22 protein-coding genes are annotated in these 19788 nt (G+C 73.3%); 10 read left to right on the top strand and 12 right to left on the bottom strand.

Going from position 1 to position 19788, the window contains the following annotated elements; translation table 11 throughout:
- Positions 1-35: 35 nt before the first annotated feature.
- From G6R25_RS10865 to priA, 6 genes are read right to left on the bottom strand one after another with little or no spacing between them, the layout of a single operon-like run.
- A complete protein-coding gene (locus G6R25_RS10865; RefSeq protein ID WP_163552881.1) occupies positions 36-1574 on the bottom strand; it encodes an anthranilate synthase component I in 1539 nt (512 codons plus the stop codon).
- Positions 1571-1969, bottom strand: a complete 399-nt coding sequence (gene hisI / locus G6R25_RS10860; RefSeq protein ID WP_163552880.1) for a phosphoribosyl-AMP cyclohydrolase — start codon at positions 1967-1969, stop codon at positions 1571-1573. Before hisI ends, G6R25_RS10865 begins: the two co-directional genes overlap by 4 nt.
- Positions 1966-3960, bottom strand: coding sequence for an ABC transporter ATP-binding protein (locus G6R25_RS10855; RefSeq protein ID WP_163552879.1), 1995 nt, complete (start codon positions 3958-3960; stop codon positions 1966-1968). Before G6R25_RS10855 ends, hisI begins: the two co-directional genes overlap by 4 nt.
- Positions 3957-5912, bottom strand: coding sequence for an ABC transporter ATP-binding protein (locus tag G6R25_RS10850; protein ID WP_163552878.1), 1956 nt, complete (start codon positions 5910-5912; stop codon positions 3957-3959). The genes G6R25_RS10855 and G6R25_RS10850 overlap by 4 nt, the downstream gene beginning before the upstream one ends.
- A gap of 52 nt (positions 5913-5964) precedes the next feature.
- Positions 5965-6729, bottom strand: a complete 765-nt coding sequence (hisF, locus tag G6R25_RS10845) for an imidazole glycerol phosphate synthase subunit HisF (protein ID WP_163552877.1) — start codon at positions 6727-6729, stop codon at positions 5965-5967.
- Complete coding sequence (gene priA / locus G6R25_RS10840; protein ID WP_136447094.1) at positions 6726-7454, bottom strand: bifunctional 1-(5-phosphoribosyl)-5-((5-phosphoribosylamino)methylideneamino)imidazole-4-carboxamide isomerase/phosphoribosylanthranilate isomerase PriA; 729 nt, start codon at positions 7452-7454, stop codon at positions 6726-6728. Before priA ends, hisF begins: the two co-directional genes overlap by 4 nt.
- A 180-nt stretch (positions 7455-7634) precedes the next feature.
- Here priA and G6R25_RS26750 point away from each other — a divergent pair, with 180 nt between their 5' ends.
- Both G6R25_RS26750 and G6R25_RS26745 read left to right on the top strand, forming a co-directional pair.
- Entirely contained in the window at positions 7635-7886 is a 252-nt protein-coding gene (locus G6R25_RS26750) for a hypothetical protein (RefSeq protein WP_235948014.1), read from the top strand.
- On the top strand, positions 7887-8204 hold the full coding sequence (locus G6R25_RS26745) for a DUF302 domain-containing protein (RefSeq protein WP_235948012.1): 318 nt from the start codon (positions 7887-7889) through the stop codon (positions 8202-8204).
- A gap of 44 nt (positions 8205-8248) precedes the next feature.
- On the opposite strand, the gene hisH is transcribed toward G6R25_RS26745, so the two are convergent.
- From hisH to hisD, 4 genes are all read right to left on the bottom strand, one after another.
- Positions 8249-8869, bottom strand: coding sequence for an imidazole glycerol phosphate synthase subunit HisH (hisH, locus tag G6R25_RS10830; protein ID WP_163552876.1), 621 nt, complete (start codon positions 8867-8869; stop codon positions 8249-8251).
- Positions 8866-9453, bottom strand: a complete 588-nt coding sequence (gene hisB / locus G6R25_RS10825; RefSeq protein ID WP_163552875.1) for an imidazoleglycerol-phosphate dehydratase HisB — start codon at positions 9451-9453, stop codon at positions 8866-8868. Before hisB ends, hisH begins: the two co-directional genes overlap by 4 nt.
- 64 nt (positions 9454-9517) lie before the next feature.
- Complete coding sequence (locus tag G6R25_RS10820; protein WP_136447097.1) at positions 9518-10726, bottom strand: histidinol-phosphate transaminase; 1209 nt, start codon at positions 10724-10726, stop codon at positions 9518-9520.
- On the bottom strand, positions 10723-12018 hold the full coding sequence (gene hisD, locus G6R25_RS10815; protein ID WP_163552874.1) for a histidinol dehydrogenase: 1296 nt from the start codon (positions 12016-12018) through the stop codon (positions 10723-10725). Before hisD ends, G6R25_RS10820 begins: the two co-directional genes overlap by 4 nt.
- Positions 12019-12088: 70 nt before the next feature.
- On the opposite strand from hisD, the gene G6R25_RS10810 reads away from it, so the two are divergent.
- The 7 genes from G6R25_RS10810 to G6R25_RS10790 all read left to right on the top strand — a co-directional run bounded on the left by G6R25_RS10810 (position 12089) and on the right by G6R25_RS10790 (position 17964).
- Positions 12089-13900 carry a bis-aminopropyl spermidine synthase family protein gene (locus tag G6R25_RS10810; RefSeq protein WP_163552873.1) on the top strand — a complete coding sequence of 604 codons (1812 nt, stop codon included), beginning with the start codon at positions 12089-12091 and terminating at the stop codon, positions 13898-13900.
- A 74-nt stretch (positions 13901-13974) separates the two neighbouring features.
- The gene (locus G6R25_RS10805; protein WP_235948011.1) at positions 13975-14841 is read left to right on the top strand and encodes a response regulator transcription factor; all 867 of its coding nucleotides are present in this window, start codon (positions 13975-13977) and stop codon (positions 14839-14841) included.
- Positions 14838-14996, top strand: a complete 159-nt coding sequence (locus G6R25_RS26740; protein ID WP_235948009.1) for a hypothetical protein — start codon at positions 14838-14840, stop codon at positions 14994-14996. The genes G6R25_RS10805 and G6R25_RS26740 overlap by 4 nt, the downstream gene beginning before the upstream one ends.
- Positions 14997-15029: 33 nt before the next feature.
- Positions 15030-15986 carry a sensor histidine kinase gene (locus tag G6R25_RS26735; RefSeq protein ID WP_235948007.1) on the top strand — a complete coding sequence of 319 codons (957 nt, stop codon included), beginning with the start codon at positions 15030-15032 and terminating at the stop codon, positions 15984-15986.
- Positions 15983-16453: a histidine kinase gene (locus tag G6R25_RS26730; protein ID WP_235948004.1), complete on the top strand. Its 471-nt coding sequence runs from the start codon at positions 15983-15985 to the stop codon at positions 16451-16453. The genes G6R25_RS26735 and G6R25_RS26730 overlap by 4 nt, the downstream gene beginning before the upstream one ends.
- Positions 16454-16601: 148 nt before the next feature.
- Positions 16602-17360, top strand: a complete 759-nt coding sequence (locus G6R25_RS10795) for an O-methyltransferase (protein ID WP_163552882.1) — start codon at positions 16602-16604, stop codon at positions 17358-17360.
- Between the two features lie 160 nt (positions 17361-17520).
- Positions 17521-17964 (top strand): carboxymuconolactone decarboxylase family protein, encoded by a 444-nt coding sequence (locus tag G6R25_RS10790; protein WP_163552871.1) that lies wholly within the window; start codon positions 17521-17523, stop codon positions 17962-17964.
- A gap of 40 nt (positions 17965-18004) precedes the next feature.
- Here G6R25_RS10790 and G6R25_RS10785 read toward each other — a convergent pair whose 3' ends face one another.
- Together G6R25_RS10785 and G6R25_RS31405 are read right to left on the bottom strand one after the other, a co-directional pair.
- Positions 18005-18655, bottom strand: a complete 651-nt coding sequence (locus G6R25_RS10785; RefSeq protein ID WP_268904122.1) for an SDR family NAD(P)-dependent oxidoreductase — start codon at positions 18653-18655, stop codon at positions 18005-18007.
- A complete protein-coding gene (locus tag G6R25_RS31405) occupies positions 18655-18867 on the bottom strand; it encodes an SDR family NAD(P)-dependent oxidoreductase (protein WP_268903885.1) in 213 nt (70 codons plus the stop codon). The genes G6R25_RS10785 and G6R25_RS31405 overlap by 1 nt, the downstream gene beginning before the upstream one ends.
- A 192-nt stretch (positions 18868-19059) precedes the next feature.
- On the opposite strand from G6R25_RS31405, the gene G6R25_RS10780 reads away from it, so the two are divergent.
- Complete coding sequence (locus tag G6R25_RS10780; protein ID WP_268904123.1) at positions 19060-19764, top strand: alpha/beta fold hydrolase; 705 nt, start codon at positions 19060-19062, stop codon at positions 19762-19764.
- Positions 19765-19788 lie beyond the last annotated feature (24 nt).

Here is a 19788-nt window from a genome sequence, read left to right as displayed (position 1 = left end):
CATTGCCAGCCACGGCGCGGCGGGCGGGCCGGCGCTCATGCCGGGGGTCGCAGCGACTCGGCGACCTCGATCGCGCGCAGGACCGCCGCCGCCTTCGTGCGGCTCTCCAGGTCCTCGGCGTCGGGATCGGAATCGGCGACGATTCCGGCGCCGGCCTGGACGTAGGCCACGCCGCCGCGCAGCACCGTGGTGCGGATCGCGATGGCGGTGTCCAGGTCGCCGCCGAAGTCCAGATAGCCGACCACGCCTCCGTAGAGGCCGCGGCGCGTGGGCTCCAACTCGTCGATGACCTCCATCGCGCGCACCTTCGGCGCCCCGGAGAGCGTGCCCGCCGGGAACGTCGCGGTGAGCACGTCGACGGCGCTGCGCTCAGGCTCCACCTCACCGATCACCGTGGAGACGATATGCATGATGTGCGAGAACCGTTCGACGGCGGCGAACTCGACGACCCGCACCGAACCGGGCACGCAGACCCGGCCCAGATCGTTGCGGACCAGGTCGACGAGCATCACGTGCTCCGAGCGCTCCTTCGGGTCGGCGAGCAGCTGCGCCGCGAGCTGCGCGTCGCGTTCCGGTGTCGCGCCCCGGGGTCGGCTGCCCGCGATGGGATGCAGCAACGCCCGTCGCCCGGTGACCTTGACGTGCGCCTCCGGCGAGGAGCCGACGACGTCGTGGTCACCGAACCGCAGCAGGTACATGTACGGGCTCGGGTTGGTCGTGCGCAGCACCCGGTAGACGTCGAGGGGATCGGCGGCGGTCGCCCGCTCGAAACGCTGGGAGACCACGATCTGGAAGCACTCCCCAGCGCGGATCTCCTCGATGGCCCGCTCGACCGAGGCTTGGAAGGCGCCGGGCGGGGTGGCGGAGACGAAGTCGCCGACCCCGCTGGCCGCCCCGCTGGTCGTCGCCACCGTCGGCTCGCTCCACTTGGCCAGGTCGCTGGTCATCGCGTCCAGCCTCGCCACCGCGTCGTCGTAGAGAGCGTCGAGGTCGGGGCGGATGGCGTCGGCCGGGTCCGGGCCCGACTCGGCCGGCGCCTCGGTGAAGACGTTGGCGACCAGCAGGCAGGAGCCGTCCGCGTGATCGAGGACGGCGAGGTCCGTGGTGAGCAGCATCCGCAGCTCGGGCAGACCGAGATCGTCGACGGCATGCGAGGGCAGCCGTTCGATGCGGCGCACGATGTCGTAGCCGAGGTAACCGACGAGGCCGCCCATCAGCGGCGGGGCTTGCGGATCGTTGTCGGCGCGCAGGGAGCGTTCCACCGCGCGCAGGATGTCCAGCGGGTCACCCTCGGTCGGCACCCCGCGCGGTGGTGTGCCGACCCAGACCGCCTGGCCGTCGCGTTCGGTCAGCGTCGCCGCCGCCCGCACCCCGACGAACGAGTACCGGGACCACACCCCGCCGTGCTCGGCGGACTCGAGCAGGAAGGTGCCCGGCCCGCCGGCGAGCTTGCGGTAGATCCCGACCGGGGTCTCCCCGTCGGCGAGCAGCCGGCGGGTGACGGCGACGACCGGCCGGGTGGCGGCGGCGGCGTGGAACGCGGCCCGGTCGGGGACGATCCGCCCGGTGGTCATCGGGCCGGCCCGGCGTCGGCCGCGACGCCCGGGTTACCCCCGCGCGCGGGCAGCGGATCGGCCTCGAAGCAGGTCCGGATGCCGGTGTGGCAGGCCGGGCCGATCTGGTCCACCCGGACGAGGACGGCGTCGCCGTCGCAGTCGAGGGCGACCGAGCGGACCCACTGCTGGTGGCCGGAGGTGTCGCCCTTGACCCAGTACTCCCCACGGCTGCGGCTCCAGTACGTGGCCCGCCCGGTGGTCAGCGTGCGGTGCAGCGCCTCGTCGTCCATCCAGCCGAGCATCAGCACCTCGCCGGTGTCGTGCTGTTGGGCGATGGCCGGGAACAGACCGGCGTCGTTGCGACGCAGGCGGCTGGCGATGGCGGGATCCAGAGCGGATGGACGTACGGTCACGGCTTCATTCTGCTCGTCCGCGTCGGCGGGGCGGGGCGGGCGTCCGCCGTCAGGGCCGGCGTCGCCGGGCACGCCGCCCCCTCCCCCGGGCCCGCCATTCCCGCCCCTGAACCCACCGCGACCGTGCCGACACCGACAGCCCAGGACTGGTGCATCCGGCGGTACACTCCGGGCACGGCGACCAACGCTCGGTGATGGCCCCACTGCACGATGCGCCCGGCGTCCACGACGACGACATCCTGCGCCGCCTCCGCCGTCGACAGTCGATGCGCGATCGTCACCGAGGTGCGGTCCCGGGTCAGTTCGGCCAGGGCCGCCGCCAGGCGCACCTCGGTCTCGGGGTCCACTGCGGAAGTCGCCTCGTCCAGGACCAGCAGATCCGGATCGGCCAGCCGGGCGCGAGCCAAGGCGACGAGCTGCCGCTCCCCGGCCGACAGCCGCGACCCGCTCTCCCCCACCCGGGTCGCCAGCCCCGCCGGCAGCCCGGCGAGCCAGTCGGCGAGGCCGAGCGCCGCAAAGGCGGCGTGGACAGCCATGTCGTCGGCGCCGGGGCGGCCATAACGGACGTTGTCGGCGATCGTGAGGTCGAACAGGAAGCCGTCCCGCGGCACGAGCAGCACCCGGCCGCGCAGCGAGGCGAACCGCACCTCGGACAGCGGCACCCCGCCGATGCGCACGGTGCCCGTGGTCGGATCCATCAGCCGGGTGAGCAGCTTGGCCAGGGTCGTCTTGCCGGATCCGGTCTCGCCGACCACCGCCACCCGCGTGCGCGGGGCGATCTCCAGGTCGACGTCGAGCAGCACCGGCGGCCCGTCTGGGTAGGCGAACCCGACCCCGTCGAACCGGACCCCCAGCGGTCCGGCCGGCAGGTCGCGGCCGGCCGCGACCACGGCGGGCCCGCCGTGGCCTGCCCCGCCGTGGCCCGCAGTGCCGTGGCCCGCAGCGCCGCCGGCGCGGGGTGCCGGCAGCCGCCCCACAGTCCGACCGAGCGCGGGGTCGCGGACGTCGGTCGGGAGATCCAGAACGTCGAGCACCCGGCGCAGGCCGGCCAGCGCCTTGGCCGCGTCGTTGAGCACCTCGGTCATCGACTGGATCGGCATGACGAACAGGGTCATCAGGAACAGGAACGCGATCAGCCGCCCGGTGCTGAGCGAGCCTGCGACGCCGAGCGCCACGCCCACAGTCACGACCGCGGCGGTGGCGAGTGCGGCGACCAGCTCGCTGAGCGAGAAGACCCCGGCGACGACCCGCTGGGCCTCGATCTGGGCCGAGCGGTAGCGGTCGATGGTCCAGTCGATGCGCCGCCCGGTCCGCTCCGCAACGCCGTAGGCCCGCACGACCGGGGCGCCGACGACCGCCTCGGACACGGCGCCCAGCAGCTCGCCGACCCGTTCGCGGACGATCGCGTACCGGCCGGCGAGCCGGCGCTGCACCAGCCGGGTCACGACGAACAGAGGGACAAAGAACGCATACACGAGGAGGGTCAGCGGCCACGAGTAGACGACCATCAACACGGTGGCCAACAGCATCACCCCGCCGAACTGGAGGAACTGCGACATCTGATCGACGTCGCTGGTCACCCGGGAGGTCAGCGAGCCGCGACGCTGGGCGGACTGGCTGAGCATCGACAGGTCGTGGATGTGGCGGAAGGCATGCACCCGCAGGGTGGCGAGGGTGCCCTCGGACAGGCGGTAGAGCCGCAGGTTCATCCGGTACGTGGCGACGGTGGTCAGCACGATGACGGCTGAGGCCGCGCCCACGGCCACGGCGACCAGGCCGACGTCGACTCCGTCGTCGGTGAGCCCGCGGTCGAGGGTCTGCTGCACGACGACCGGGATGACGACCTTTCCCGCGGTCGCCACCAGGGCGAGCGCGAGGGTGCCGAGCAGACCCCCGGTCAGCTCGGGGGACAGCGCGCGCAGCCGGCGGAACGTCGCCACCAACGTCGGCTGGGAGGCCCGCGACGCCGCCGGGGGCGCGGCGGGCGTCACGGCGCAGCCTCCGGTTCGAGCTCCCGGACAGCGGGCCCGGAGGCGGCAAGCCCGGAGACCGCGGGCGCGGGGATGGCGCCGGCCGCGCGGGCGGCCGCCTCGTAGGCGGTGAGCAGGGCGGCATAGCGCGGGGAGGAGGCGAGCAGCTCCTCGTGCCGACCGCGGCCGATGACCCGGCCGGCGTCGAGGTGGATCACCTCGTCGGCCAGCGCGATCGTGGAGCGGCGCTGGACGACGACCACGACCGTCGAGGCGCCGGCGCGTTCGCGCAGGTCGGCGAGGATCGCGGCCTCCACCCGGGGGTCGACGCTGGCGATGGCATCGTCGAGGACGAGCAGCCGCGGGGCGCGGATGAGCGCGCGGGCCAGGCCGATGCGTTGGCGCTGGCCGCCGGACAGGGAGGTCCCGCGCTCGCCGACCATGGTGTCGAGGCCGTCGGGCAGGGCGGCGACGAAGCCGTCGGCCTGCGCGCGGCGCAGCGCGGCCCAGACGTCATCGTCGGTGTTGTCTGCGCCGAGGGTGACGTTGGCGCGGACCGTGTCGTCGAAGAGGAACGCCTGCTGGGCCACGACGGCGACGGTTCGGCTCACCTCGCCGGCGGCGAGTTCGCGCAGGTCGACGCCGTCGAGCAGCACCGCGCCGGCCTGCGGGTCGACGAGCCGGGCGAGCAGGTTCACCAGCGACGACTTGCCGGCGCCGGTGCGGCCGGTGATCGCGACGACGCTGCCCGCAGCCACCTCGAAGCTCACCGCGTCCACCACCGGCCGCGCAGACGGATCGCCGGGACTCGCGGGCTCCGAAGGGTCACCGGTCGGGTCGGCAGTCGGGTCGGCAGTGGCGTCACCGATCGGGTCGGCGGTGGGGTAGGCGTAGGTGGCGGCGTCGAGGCGCAGCGACGCGGGGCCTGCCGCGGTCAGCGTGCGCGGGCCGTACGCCTCGTGGCCTCGGGCCCGCAGCACCGCGTCGACCCGGTCGTAGCCGACGACCTCCCGCGGCAGGTCACCGAACACCCAGCCGAACGCCCGCAGCGGGAAGGCGAGCAGGGTGAACAGGTAGGCGACCCGGACGAGCTGCCCGACGTCCATCGCCCCGGCGTCGATGCGGATCGCGCCGACCAGCAGCACCAGCAGGATCCCCGGGTTCGGCAGGGCCTCCATCACGGGGTCGAACAGGCCCCGCAGCCGGCCCGCGTGGATCATCGCGTCGCGCAGCTGCTCGGCGCGGACGGCGAACCGGGCGGTCTCGTCATCCTCTCGGCCGAGGGTCTTGACGACGAGGGCGCCGTCGAAGGATTCGTGCGCCACCGCGCTGACCTCCCCACGCAGCTGCTGCGCCCGGGAGTACAGCGGCCACACCCGCCGGCCGTACCAGACGTTGAGCACGCCGAACGTCGGGAAGATCACGAATCCGATCAGGGCCAGCACCGGGTCGGTGACCACGAGCAGCACCAGCGCCACGACGAGCATGGCGAGGGCGCCCAGCGCGAACGGCAGCGGCATGACCGGGGCCCAGGCGGCCTCGACGTCGGAGTTGGCGTTGGACAGCAACGTGCCGGTGGAGTGCCGCTGATGCCAGGACAGCGGCAGCCGCAGGTACTGGCGGGTCACCGCGTGCCGGTGCCGCGCCTGCAGTCGGAACACGACCGTGCCGCCGGCGAGGCGGCGTAGGAGCATGCCGAGCGCCCGGGCGAGGCCGACGACGCTGAGCGCCGCCGCGGCCAGGGCGACCGCCGACCAGTCGGCGTGCCCCCGCCGGATCGCCGGGATCACCACCCGGTCCGTGGCCTCGCCGAGCACGAGAGAATTGGCCACCCCCGTCAGGGTGAACAGGCAGCCACCGACCGTGGCCACCGCGAACAGGCGGGGCTCGCCACGGACGCCCCGCCAGAGGTTCGCGAAACCTTGGCCGATGACCCCGGGTTGTCGCCCCGGCTCCGCCACGCGCTCCGACATCGTCACCCTCCGTCAACACGTCACGGCGGCGGCGCCGGCGGAGCGGTGGCGGTCAGCGCACGGGAACGCCCGTGTCCCGCAGCGCCGCCTTCACCTCGCCGATGCGCAGCTGTCCGAAATGGAACACGCTGGCCGCGAGCACCGCGTCCGCGCCCGCGCCGACCGCCGGCGCGAAATGAGCGAGGTCACCGGCCCCGCCACTGGCGATCACCGGCACATCGACCTCGGCGCGCACGGCGGAGATCATCTCCAGATCGTATCCGTCCCGGGTGCCGTCGGCGTCCATGGAATTGAGCAGGATCTCGCCGGCGCCGAGCTCGACCACCCGCGCGGTCCAGCCGACCGCGTCGATTCCGGTCCCCCGACGACCACCGTGCGTAGTCACTTCGAAGCGAGGGTCGCCCGGATCCGGGCACCGCCGGGCGTCCACCGAGATCACGATGCACTGGTTGCCGAACCGGTGGGCGCACTCACGGACCAGCTCGGGGCGGGCCACCGCGGCCGTGTTGATCCCCACCTTGTCGGCTCCGGCGCGCAGCAGCCGGTTGACGTCGTCGGCGGAGCGGACCCCACCCCCGACGATGAGCGGGATGAAGACCTGCTCGGCGGTGCGCCGAACAATGTCGTAGGTGGTCTCCCGGTCGCCGCTCGACGCGGTGATGTCGAGGAACGTCAGCTCGTCGGCGCCCTCGGCGTCGTAGAGCCGGGCCATCTCGACCGGATCCCCGGCGTCGCGCAGATCGGTGAAGTTCACCCCCTTCACCACCCGACCGCCGTCGACGTCGAGGCAGGGGATCACCCGGACCGCAACGCTCACCCCGCCACGACCGTCGAGGTGACGGCGAGGGCCTCGGGGAGGGTGAAGGCGCCCGCGTAGAGGGCCTTACCGACGATCGCGCCCTCGACGCCGGGCACCGCGGCGATCGCCACGAGGTCGGCGAGCGCGGACACGCCCCCGCTGGCCACGACGGGGCGGTCGGTCACCGCGGTCACCGAACGCAGCAGCTCGACGTTCGGGCCGGTGAGCGTGCCGTCGCGGCGGACGTCCGTTACCACGTAGCGGGCGCAGCCGTCGGCGTCGAGGCGGGCGAGCACCTCGAACAGCTCGCCGCCGTCCTGGGTCCAGCCACGGGCGGCCAGCGTCGTGCCGCGCACGTCGAGCCCGACGGCGATCCGGTCGGCCACCCGGTCGATCGCCCGGCGGACCCAGTCGGGATCCTCCAGCGCGGCCGTGCCGATGTTGACCCGCGCCGCGCCGGTGGCCAGCGCCGCGTCGAGGGAGTCGTCGTCGCGGATGCCGCCGGAGAGCTCGACCGCCACGTCGACCGAGCGGACAACCTCGGCGATCAGCTCGCGGTTCGAGCCGCGGCCGAACGCGGCGTCGAGGTCGACCAGATGGATCCACTCGGCGCCGTCGCGCTGCCAGGTCAGCGCCGCCTCCAGCGGGTCACCGTACGAGGTCTCGGAACCGGCCTCACCTTGGACGAGGCGGACGGCCCGCCCGTCGGCCACATCGACGGCAGGCAACAGAGTAAGAGCCATGCCGCAACCCTACGGGGTGCGTGCTTCGCCCCGACCCGCCACGTGACCTGCGACCGCCCGCGGGAACGGGACCCACGGCCACCGGGCCTGGGCCCGGGGTAACCGGGCGGGCGGTGGGGATGCAGGCGGTTCACGGCGTGCCCAGGACGCTGCTGCCGAGCTGCGAGGGAAGGCAGACGAATGACCATTCGTGATCATGATCTTGCCGGTGCCGTCAGCACCGTGCGCTACGAGGTGCACCGGCTGTCCATTGCGACGAGCCTGACCTACGACGAGACGGTCCGCCGTTACGAGCAGGCGGTCCCCGCCCTCGACGAGGCACGTTTCACCGCCCTCGCCGCCGGGCGGCCGACCTGGGACGACATCCGCATCGCGACCGCACCGAACGCGCCGCACGACTTCATCCGCTACTGGCGCGGCGACTTCACCTAGTTGTTCCGGGCGGCCGGCGACGAGGGCCGGTGCGTCGAGTACCTGATGGGCAACCACGTCATCGCCGAGCGTATGTTCCGCCATGATCCCGCAGTGCTGCTGCACGCCCCGCTGCGCACAACGATCCACACCGACGCGCACGGCGCGACCTGGTTCAGGGTCGACCAGCCGAGCACTCACTTCCGCAGTTACGACAACCGCACGATCACGACCGTGGGCATCGAGCTGGATCTGAAACTGGCCACTCTGCTGGAGCACCTGGGCGTCGCCGTGCCCGACGCCCTCGCCACCGGTCGGGTCCCCGCCACCACGGGCTGACCCGCTCCGCGGCGCCCTCCGCGCCCCATGTCCCGCGTCCCGCGTCAGGAGAGGGCGGCGAGCCAGTTGGTCAGCAGGTGCGCGCCGGCGTCACCGGACTTCTCGGGATGGAACTGGGTCGCGGCCAGGGCGCCGCGTTCGACGGCGGCGACGAACGGCTCGCCGTGTTCGCCGACCGTGTCGCCGGCGTCGGGGTCGGCCTTCGCCGCATAGGAGTGGACGAAGTAGAAGCGGGTGTCCGCGGGCAGCCCGGCGAACAGCACGGACGCCGCCGGTGGGCGCACCGTGTTCCAGCCCATGTGCGGCAGGATGGGCGCGGCGAGGCGGCGCACCTCACCGGGCAGCACGCCGAGCCCGGCCGTACGCACCCCGTGCTCGTCACCGAGCTCGTAGAGCACCTGCATGCCCACGCAGATGCCGAGCACCGGCCGCCCCGCGGCCACCCGCTCCCGCACGACAGGCGCGGCGCCCAGCTGGTCGAGACCAGCCATGCAGGCCGCGTACGCACCGACACCGGGCACGACGAGCCCGTCGGCCGCCAGGGCCGCGTCGAGATCGTCGCTGACCGTCACGTCGGCGCCGACCCGGGCGAGCGCCCGCTCCGCCGAGCGCAGGTTCCCCGAGCCGTAGTCGAGAACGACGACCCGTGGTTGCCGATCCGTCACAGGACGCCCTTGGTGGAGGGGACACCGGCCACCCGGGCGTCGAGGGCCACCGCGTCGCGCATGGCCCGGGCGACCGCCTTGAACTGCGCCTCGACGAGGTGATGGGCGTTGCGGCCGGACAGTACCCGCACGTGCAGCGCGATCCGGGCCGACGCGGTGATCGACTCGAAGATGTGCCGGGTCAGCGTGGTGTCGTACGTCCCGATCAGCCCGACGAGGTCCGGCTCGACGTGCACGCAGTACGGCCGACCGGACAGGTCGACCGCGGCCTGCGCGAGGGCCTCGTCGAGGGGGACCAGCGCGTCGCCGAAGCGGCGGATGCCGACCTTGTCGCCCAGCGCCTCACGCAGCGCCGAGCCGAAGGCGATAGAGGTGTCCTCGACCGTGTGATGGGAGTCGATGTGCAGGTCACCACGGGTGCGCACGGTGAGGTCGAACCCGCCGTGCTTGCCGAGCTGGGACATCATGTGGTCGAAGAACGGGACGCCGGTGTCGGAGGTCGCCACGCCCGTGCCGTCGAGGTCGAGTTCGACCAGCACGTCGGACTCCAGCGTCTTGCGTTCGATCCGCGCGGTGCGTGCCATCGGAGACTTTCCTCGGTCTTTCTTGGTTGCGGGTGGGGACCGGCGAAGTGTGGCGGTGGCTCAGTCAGCCCCTGGCCAGGGTGACGACGCCGTCCGCGGCGACGTCACTGCCGGCGAGGACCCGGCCGAGCGCGGCCAGGAACGCGTCGACCTCGGCGGGCAGCCCGGCGGTGACCCGCAGCCAGCCCGGCAGCCCGAGGTCGCGGACGAGCACCCCGGCGTCGAGCAGCCCGCGCCACACCGCACGCTGGTCGGCGAACAGGCCGAAGAAGACGAAGTTGGCATCGCTGGGCGCGAGCCGAAGGCCGAGAGCCCCCACCTCCTGCACGATCCGGTCCCGCTGCGACTTGACCGCCTCCACCGTGGCGAGCAGCTCGTCGGCGTGCGCGAGCGCGGTGCGGGCGACCGCCTGGGTGAACGTCGACAGGTGGTAAGGCAGCCGGACCAGCTGCAGCGCGTCGACGACGGCGGGGTGCGCGGCGAGATAGCCGACCCTCGCGCCGGCCAGGGCGAACGCCTTGCTCATCGTGCGGGTGACGATGAGCCGCGGATGGCGGGGCAGCAGCGTCAGTGCGCTGGGCACCCCGGCCCGGCGGAACTCGGCGTACGCCTCGTCGACGACGACCACGCCGCTGCCCACCCGTGCCATCGCCTCGCAGGCGGCGACGACGACGTCCACGGGCAGGGCCGTGCCGGTCGGGTTGTTCGGCGAGCAGAGGAACAGCAGCGCCGGCCGGTGACGCTCGACGGCCTCGGTGACGGCCTCGGCGGAGAGGGTGAAATCCGCGGCACGTTCCTCGCGGACCCATTCCGTCGCCGTGGCCAGGGAGATGAGCCGGTGCATCGAGTAGGACGGCTCGAAGCCGACCGCGACCCGGCCGGGCCCGCCGAACGCCTGGCAGAGCTGCTGGATGACCTCGTTGGACCCGTTGGCAGCCCAGACCTGGGCGGTGTGCACGCCGAACCCGGCGTCCGGGGTGAGGTAGTAGGCGAGGTCGGCGCGCAGGGCCTCGGCGTCGCGGTCGGGGTAGCGGTTGGCCTCGGTGGCGGCGAGGGTCGCGGCCTTGCCGAGGGCGTCGACCAGGCCGATCGACGGCGGGTACGGGTTCTCGTTGGTGTTGAGCCGCACCGGCACGTCGAGCTGCGGCGCGCCGTAGGGGGACAGCCCGCGCAGGCTGTCGCGCAACGGCAGCCCGTCGATGTCCAGCGGGCGCCAGGGCCGGTCGTCGCCGGCGGGGCCGGCGTCGGTGCTGCGGGACGCCTGGATCGTCATCGGAATCGAGCCTCCACGGCGTCGGAATGTGCGGTGAGATCCTCGGCCCCGGCGAGCGCGGCGAGGCGCGGGGCGACGGCGCGCAGCGCGTCACGGGTGGACTCGACGACGTGGACCTGGCGCTGGAAGGTGGCCACGGCCAGGCCGCTGGAGTGACGCGCCGTCCCACCGGTGGGCAGGACGTGGTTGGAGCCGGCGAGATAGTCGCCCAGCGGGACGGGGGCGTGGGGGCCGACGAACACCGCCCCGGCATGACGCACCCGCGCGGCGACCGCGCCCGCATCGGCGGTGTGGATCTCCAGGTGCTCGGCCGCCCAGCCGTCGACGACCGCGAGCCCGGCGTCGACGTCGGCGACGATCGCCACGGCGCCCTGGCCGGCCAGGGACTCCTCGACCCGCTCACGGTGACGCGTCGCCGGCACCTGCTTGCCGAGCTCGATGTCGACCGCGTCGGCGAGCTCCACCGAGGAGGTGACGAGCAGGCAGGCGGCCATCGGGTCGTGCTCGGCCTGGGCGATGAGGTCGGCGGCGACGAAGGTCGGGTCCGCGGTGGCGTCGGCGAGGATCGCGACCTCGGTGGGGCCCGCCTCCGCGTCCACCCCGACCACGCCGCGCACCAGCCGCTTCGCCGCCGTCACGTAGACGTTGCCAGGACCGGTGATGACGTCGACTCCCCGGCAGCTCTCGGTACCGTAGGCGGCCATCGCGACCGCCTGGGCGCCGCCGGCGGCGTAGACCTCGTCGATCCCGAGCAGGGCGCAGGCGCCGAGCACGACGGGGTGCGGCAGGCCGTCGTTGTCCCGCTGCGGCGGGGAGAACACGGCCAGCGAACCGACTCCGGCCTCCTGGGCGGGAACCACGTTCATCACGACGCTGCTCGGGTAAGCGACCCGCCCGCCGGGCACATACAGCCCGACCCGCTCAACCGGCACCCAACGCTCGGTGACCGTCAGGCCCGGCCCGACCTCGATCGTGACCGGCTCGCGCAGCTGCGCGCGGTGCACCACCCGGCTGCGCCGGATCGCCTCGACGAGCGCGTCACGCACCGCCGGGTCGAGGGCCTCGGCGGCGGCGGCGAGCGCCGCCCGCGGCACCCGGAGGCTGGCCGGACGGACGCCGTCGAACCGGGCGGCGGCGTCCAGAACCGCGGCGTCACCACGGGTCCGCACGTCCTCGCAGATGGGCCGGACCGCGTCGACGGCGACGTCCACGTCGACTGCGGCCCGGGGCAGTAGGCGCCGAACATCGGCGGCGGACGGCACCGTATCCCGCAGATCAAGCCTTCTCAGCACGATACGAGACTAGCCGCCGAGCCGGGGGTGGTGAAATCACAGCTCACGCCGGGGTGTCACGCTGATCAGCGTGACCGATCCCCGCACCCCGCCGCCCTCGGCCGCCCCGCCCCGCGCGCCCGGGGAATCGCTGGCGACGCTGCTGCACGGCTACCGGGTACACGCGCGGGCACCCCGCGGGGTCGTGGCAGCGCTGACCGAACGGCCGCGGACCCTGCGCGCCCTGGTCCAGGACTCGGGGCTGCCGCGCCGCTCGGTCGAGGAGATCCTCGGCTGCCTCGGCGACGATCTGCGGACCGGCTCCGGCGGGACGTTCGTCCTGCGGCCCGGTGCCGTCGACCGCTACCGCACCATGATCGACTATGGCGAGCTGCGCGCGGGCACCACACTCGACCCGCTCGCCGCGGAGATCGGTCGCCGCAGCGCGCTGGTCACGACGATGCACGAGCTCATCGCCTCGGCTCCGCGCCCGAGGACCGAGCTGGACCATGTGCCGGCCACGGCGGCGACGGTGGTCCGCCGAGCCGTCTGGCTCTCGACGCACTACGACCTGCGCGAGGCCCACCTGCTCTGCGTGGGTGACCACGACCTGACGTCACTGGCCGTCGTTCTGCTGGCCGCCGCGGCGAGCCCGGACCCGGCGCGGCGCGGGCCCGCCGTCACGGTCGTGGACATCGACGAGGACCTGTTGGAGTTCCTCGACCGGACGGCCCGGTCGCGCGACCTGCGGCTGCGGTGTCTGTATGCGGACCTGCGCTTCGGGCTGCCGCCGGCGGTGGCGGGCAGTGCGGATCTTGCCTTCACGGACCCGCCGTACACCCCGCAGGGGGTGTCGTTGTTCGCCGCGCGCGGCGCCCAGGGCCTCGCCGACCGCGAGCGCGGCCGGGTCCTAGTCGCCTACGGGTTCAGCGAGCGGGTGCCCACCCTGGGCTGGAAGGTACAGCGGGCCCTGCTCGACCAGGGGCTCGTCTTCGAGGCGATCTGGCCGGCCTTCCATACCTACGCGGGCGCCGAGGCTGTCGGCGCCCGCGCCGACATGTACGTCTGCCAGCCGACCTCGGCCACCTGGAAGCATCTGGACCGGCCGGTTCCGGCACGCGGGCCGGCGCCGACGGCGATCTACACCCGTGGCCGGCAGGCCGCCGAGAGCCAGTCGGCGCCGCTCGCGGGCCCCATCGTCGCCGCGGCGACCGGATTCCTGGCGATCTCGCCGGGCCGGGGAGTCTTCGTCGGCGAACGCCCCGAACTGGACGCGGCCCACGCGCACCTCGGGACGGTCCTCGAACGCGGGCTACCGGCGGCCGGGGCGGGGGCGGGGGCGGGCGGATCGTTGTCCGCCGTCGCCGACCTGTCCGACGATCCGGGCCCGTGGCTGACGCGGCTGCTGCTGGCGGTCAACGCCGACCGGCTCGCCGTGATCGTGGCGGCCGACCATCCCGCGCTGGGCGCCGGGGATGGCACGCGCCAGGCTCTCGACCCGCTGCGGGCGAAGTGGGCGGCCACGCCCGAGTACGACGTTGCCGTCACCGACGGCGGGGACGGCGGCCGGGGCGGGGACGCGGGTCGGCTGGTGACGTTCGCCGCGGTAGACCCCGCCGTTCTCGACCCCGGCGCACGCCTCGCCCGCTGGCTGCTGGACCGCCCGCACGGCAAGATCGGCAACGTCTGGCGCGACGGCCTGATCCGGATCACCCGACAGGCCGACGGTCGGACGCTGTCCCAGCGGGAGGCCCTGGCGACCGCGCGCCGGGCCGTCGCCGACCCCGATCTGCTCGCCGTCCGGCTGATCGACCTGCCGCGGCACGCGCTCGCCTCGGCGCTCGCCGCCGCGGTGGCCTGCGTCGACACGCAGACCGGCGGCGAGGCCGACGGCAGTGGGTGAGGGCTGCGCGACGCGACGGACAAGCTAGGCGGACGTGGTCACCCTGACGCAGCGGCAGTCCTAGGGTGATAGCTATGGCGATGCCCGCAGGCCACCATTTCAGGGGACACATGCCGGACCCGCCGCCCCAGCCCAACCTCCGAGGCCAGCCCGACCCGGCCGGCGCCCGGGTCCTCGTGGTCGAGGACGACGAGGGGCTGGGGACGCAGCTCGTGCGCGGGCTGAACCGGGCCGGCTACACGGCGAGCCGTGTCCGCACGGGCAAGGCCGCCCTCGCCCAGGTCACCGGCCCCACCCCGCCCGACCTTGTGCTGCTCGACCTGGGCCTGCCGGACATGGACGGCGCCCAGGTGTGCCGGGGCATCCGCGAGCGCACCGACACTCCGGTGATCGTCGTGACCGCCCGGGGGGACGAGGTCGACCGGGTCGAGGGGCTCGACCCGGGCTCGGACGACTACCTCGTCAAGCCGTTCGGGTTCGCCGAGCTGCTGGCCAGGATGCGGGCGGTGCGCCGGCGCACGGCTGGCCGGGCGGGTGGCCGCCTGGGCGGCCAAACGGGCGGCGAGAACGCGGACCTGGTCCGGCACGGCCCGCTCACCCTCGACCGCCGCAGCCGCCGCATCACCGTCGGCGGCCGCCCCGTCGCCGTCACCGCCCGCGAGTACGACCTGCTGGCTTTCCTCGCCGCCGACCCGGGCCGGGTGCGAACTCGCCAGGAGATCTTCGCCGGGGTCTGGGGAGACTGGTTCGGCTCACCGAAGGTCCTCGACGTGCACATCGGCGCGATCCGCCGCAAACTAGGCAAGCCGGAGTTGATCGAGACGGTGTACGGGGTCGGCTTCCGCCTGGCCGGCGTGCCCGATCCCGATCCTTCCCGTGGGGAGCCGGCCGGGCAGCTGGTGACGCGCGGCGGTTGGGGCCAGGGGCTGCCGGGCCGATGAGTCGGCGGATCTTCGCCGCCCAGCTCCTGCTGACCGCGACGCTGCTCGTCGGGCTGTGCATCCCGCTGGGTCTGGACGCCACCCGCCATGACCGGGCCCTGTTCGGCCTGCGGCTGACCGCGTCGACGGACGCCTACGCCGCCGAGGTGAAGTAGCGGCGGCTGTCGCCGGGCGCCGCGCCGCTGCCGGTGCCCCGCGGCGACAGCGCGGACGGGCCGCCCGACGAGCTGCGCCTCTACCGCGCCGACAACAGCCCCGTGGCCGACACCGGTGACGGCATCTCGGTGACGCCGGCGGAGCTCGCCCGCGCGCACCACCACAGCGTGACGATCGACCCGAGCGACGCCACCCGACATCAGATGATCATCGTGACCCCGGTGTCCAATGCGAACGGCCTGGTCGGCATCCTCGCGGTCGCGCGCAGCGACCACGGGCTGCGTTCCTCGATCAACCACCGGTGGACGGTGATCGCCATCGGCGGCGTCCTGGTCGCCCTGGCGGCACTGGCGATCTCCATCCTGCTGGCCCGCTGGGTGGGCCGCCCGCTGCGCCGGCTCGAACACGCCGCCGGCGAGCTCGGCGCGGGCGACCTGTCGATCCGGGCCCGGGCCGTCGGCGGCCCGTCGGAGGTCCGGGAGGTCGCGGCGACCTTCGACGCGATGGCCGACCGGATCCAGTCCCTCGTCGACAGTCAGCGGCACTTCCTCTCCGACGTCTCCCACCAGATCCGCACCCCGCTGACCGCGATGCGGCTGCGCCTGGAGCTGTTGGAGCAGGACGTCGACGCGACGATCGCCGGGGAGGTGGCCGGCACCCTCGTCGAGGTGCACCGGCTGTCCCGCATGGTCGACGGGCTACTCGCCGTCTCCCGGGCCGAGCACGCACCGACCGCCATCCGGCCGGTTCCCCTCGCCCCGGTCACCGCGCAGCGCTGCCTGGGCCGCCGCCGCGGACATCGCACTGACCTGGGACGTCGCCGACACCCACATTGTGGCCAGCGCCCCCGGGCACCTGGAACAGATCCTCGACAACCTGCTCAGCAACGCCCTGGAGGCCACCCCACCCGGCCCCGGGTGCCGCCCACGCCCATCAGGCCGCGAGTCTGCCGGCGACCCTGGCCGGGCCAGCAATCCGACTCACCGTGACCGACAGCGGCAACGGCATGAGCGCCGAGCAGCGGCGGGCGGCCTTCCGCCGCTGCGGTGGCGCCGCCGGCGGACGCGAGCCGAGCCAGGCGCAGCGATCCGGCACCGGGCGGGGATCCGGCACCGGGCGGGAGGCTGGCACCGGGCGGGATGGCCCGGACGGGCAGGTCGCCGACCGGGACCGGACGCCGCGCCGCGCCGATCGACGGGGACACGGGCTTGGTCTCGCGATCGTGCACGCCCTGGTGACCGCCGACGGCGGGACGATTGCGCTGGTCCCCGCCACGGCCGGTGGCCTGTGCGTCGTGCTCGACCTGCCATGGGCGAGCCCACAGCCCGGCGAGAGCGCCGCGGCGGTGCCGCCGCAGCGGGCCGGAGCCGGCCACCTCCGGCATCCCCCGGAACTCGGGCTCCTGGAAATCGTCGACGATGCCCACCGGGACCACGAGACCGGCCGAGAACGCTGACGAGCAAGCGCTGGGCTTGCCGCCACCCGTGGTCCCATGTGTGATCTTTACCGTTTCTTTCCTGGCCGAACCGCGGCAACGCGCCGGCAATGCGCCGCCGGGCGGTTATTTTCGCACCGAGCGACCAGGGATGGAGCACCCACTGATCATGTCGACAAGCCCGGCACAACGCATTCGGGAAGCAACGGCGCTCGGCGTCGAGACGGTTCGCCGCGAGGTCACCAGAGGCGGCCGGGGCTCGAAATCCGCCTTTCTCAACGGTAAAATCGGCGCATATCTGACCGAGCACAGCTCACCGCCCGACGAGGTCCTCGACGACCTGTCGGCGGTCACCGCCACGCTGCCCGAGGCGGAGATGCAGGTGCCGGCCGAGCAGGGCACGCTGCTGACCATCCTGACCGCCTCGATCGCCCCCGGCCGGACCATCGAGGTCGGCACCTTCACCGGCTACTCGGCCCTGTGCATCGCCCGCGGTCTGCCTGCCGGCGGCCGGCTGCTCTGCCTCGACGTCAGCGAGGAATGGAGCGCGATCGCCCGCAAGCACTGGGAGCGGGCCGGCGTCTCCGACCGGATCGACCTCGTCCTCGGACCGGCCGCCGACAGCCTCGCGGACCTCGCCGAGGAACCCACTTTCGACCTAGCTTTCATCGACGCGGACAAGGTCTCCTACCAGCGTTACTACGACCTGCTTGTGCCCCGCATGAACCCCAACGGGGTCATTATCGTGGATAATGTGCTGCAATATGGTGCAGTCGTGCGCCCGCGCTCGGAGAATCCGGCGGTGGTCGCCGTCCGGGAGTTCAACCGGCTGCTCGCCGCCGATTCCCGGGTACAAGTCGTGATGCTGCCGATCGCCGACGGGCTCACCATCGCCCGCAAGCTGCCCTTCCCCCGCGAGGGCGATTAGTGCTCGGCTGGCGCGGAAGCGACCGGTGCCGGCCACACCGCCCCGGTCGGACCGTGTCACACAGCGGCCGGCAGCCCCGTCCCTCCCGACAGGGGTCGCCGTTCGGGCGGCCCCGTCTCGGGGCGGCAGGCCCCGGCCAGTTGGGAAGGGGAGCAGGGAGATGACCCAGCGGTTGAACGTGGAGCAGGTCGCGCCGGAGGGGTACCGGGCGATGCTCGGCCTGGAGCGCTACGTCCGGGAGAACGTCGACGGCACGGTGCTTGAGCTGGTCAAACTGCGGGCGTCGATCATCAACGGCTGTTCGTTCTGCGTGGACATGCACAGCCGGGACGCACCCGCTGCCGGGGAGTCCTCGCGCCGGCTGTTCGCGGTCGCGGCCTGGCGGGAGGCGCCGCTCTTCGACGAGCGCGAACGGGCGGCACTCGCGCTCACCGACGAGGCCACCCGGCTCGGCCCGGACGGGGTGAGCGACGAGACCTGGGCGCTGGTCAAGAAGAGCTGGTCGGAGAAGGAGGCCGCGGACCTGATCCTCGCCATCGTGACGATCAACGCCTGGAACCGGATCGCGATCCCGAGCCGCCAGAGCCCGCCCGTCGACGTCTGACGGGAGCTACCGCGTCGGCGCGGCGGCGGCGGGCACAGGCTCACAGCGTGACGGAGGTGTCCCCGGGGTAGAGGGTCCAGCCGTCGCCGGCGCGCCCCCAGCCGCTGGACGCCCAGGCGCCGCCGTCGATGTTGAGCGTGATGTACTTCGCCCGGTCGGAGCTGAGGAACACCGCCGCGTCCCCGACCTCGTCGGCGTGGCCCTCCCGGCCGAGCGGGACGTAGCGCTCCACCTCGGACCGGCGCTCCGCCGACAGCGGCGGCAGGTTGTCGGGGTCGACCGCGCCGGCGAAGATCCCGCGCATGCCGGCGGTGGCGGTGTGGTCGGGCGCCAGCGCGTTGACCCGGATCTGGTCCTCGCCGAGTTCCAGGGCCATCGTCCGGGTGAAGGAGATCATGCCGGCCTTGCAGGCGGCGTAGACGGCGTACAACGGCGCCGCGCGCTGCCCCTCGATGCTGGTGATGTTGAGGATCGACCCGCCGGCACCGCCCGCGGCGATCAGCGGCGCGGCGGTCGACGTCGCCGCGATCATGCTGACCAGGTTGATGTCAATATGCCGGCGCCAGCTTCGCTCGCTCTGCTTCAGGAAGCGGTTCGCCTTCACCCCGCCGGCATTGTTGACGAGGATGTCGAGCCGGCCGAACTCGCCGTGCGCGGTGGTGATCGAGCCGGCCAGCGCCTCGGTGTCCATCACCAGCACCAGCGCCGTGCCGCCCGCCTTTCGAGGATCTCGAGCGTGCTGGCGGCCCGCTCCGGATCGATCTCGACCAGCCCGACCGACACCCCGACGCGAGCCAGCGCCACCGCGATGGCCTGCCCGATGCCAGCCCCCGCGCCGGTGACCACCGCGGCCTTCCCAGCCAGGCCCAGCTCGAACGACTGCTCCGGGATCGCCTGCGTCATCGTCGCTGCTCCTCTGGCACGGCTGGACAGAATCTGGCGCTGCTGGACAGCAGCAACACCTGGTGAGACACCAAACCACCACGCACCGGCCAGCGGCAACCGGACGCCGACGGCTACGGTAAGCGCGTGGGCCATGTCGCTGAGGAGCCGGCAGGTGAGGCGGTCGCAGTGCCGGGCGGATCGTTGTGGACCATGTCGCGGGGCGCGGGCCTGCCGTTGGTCCTCGCGCACGGAGGCCCTGGGCTTTCCAACAATCTCGCACCCGTTGCGGAGATGGTCGAGGACGTCGCGCGCGTGCACCTCTACGACCAGCGAGACTGTGGACGCTCCCCGGCGACCGGGCCGTTCGGCATTGCAACCTTTGTCGCCGACCTGGAGGCTCTACGCACGCACTGGAAGCACGAGCGCTGGGTGGTCGGCGGCCATTCCTGGGGTGCGGCGCTCGCGCTCTTCTACGCTCTCGCGCACCCGGACCGCACGCTCGGCGTCCTCTACCTGGCCGGGACGGCCATCCGCTGGGGCTGGAAGGAGAGCGTGCAATGCGAGCGGATGAGCCGCCTCACCACGGATGAACACCAGGAGTTGAAGGCGCTCGGCAAGCGCCTTGAGGGCAACGAAGACGAACGCGGCCAGGCGCGGTTCCTGCGTCTGATGTGGTCCACTGACTTCGCCAGCCCTGAAGCCGCAGCCGTCCTGGACCACCAGCCGCTGTATGGCTTTCCGCGCGCCGACGCGGTTGCGCGAGCAGTGCAGAACGACTGGAGGACCCGACTCGATGAAGGTATCGAGGATGACCTGCGGCGGCTCACGGTGCCGGTGCTCGTCGTTCATGGCAGGCGCGACCCCGACCCGACGGGGGCACGCGAGGTTGCGGACCTGGCACCGCTTGGCCATTGAGCCATTCCCAGCAACGATTTGTGA

It is taken from the genome of Candidatus Frankia alpina, from assembly GCF_902806485.1.
Taxonomy (GTDB): Bacteria; Actinomycetota; Actinomycetes; order Frankiales; family Frankiaceae; genus Frankia; species Frankia alpina.
Note: the sequence above shows the minus strand (reverse complement) of the source record. Positions and strands in the feature narration are given on the sequence as shown.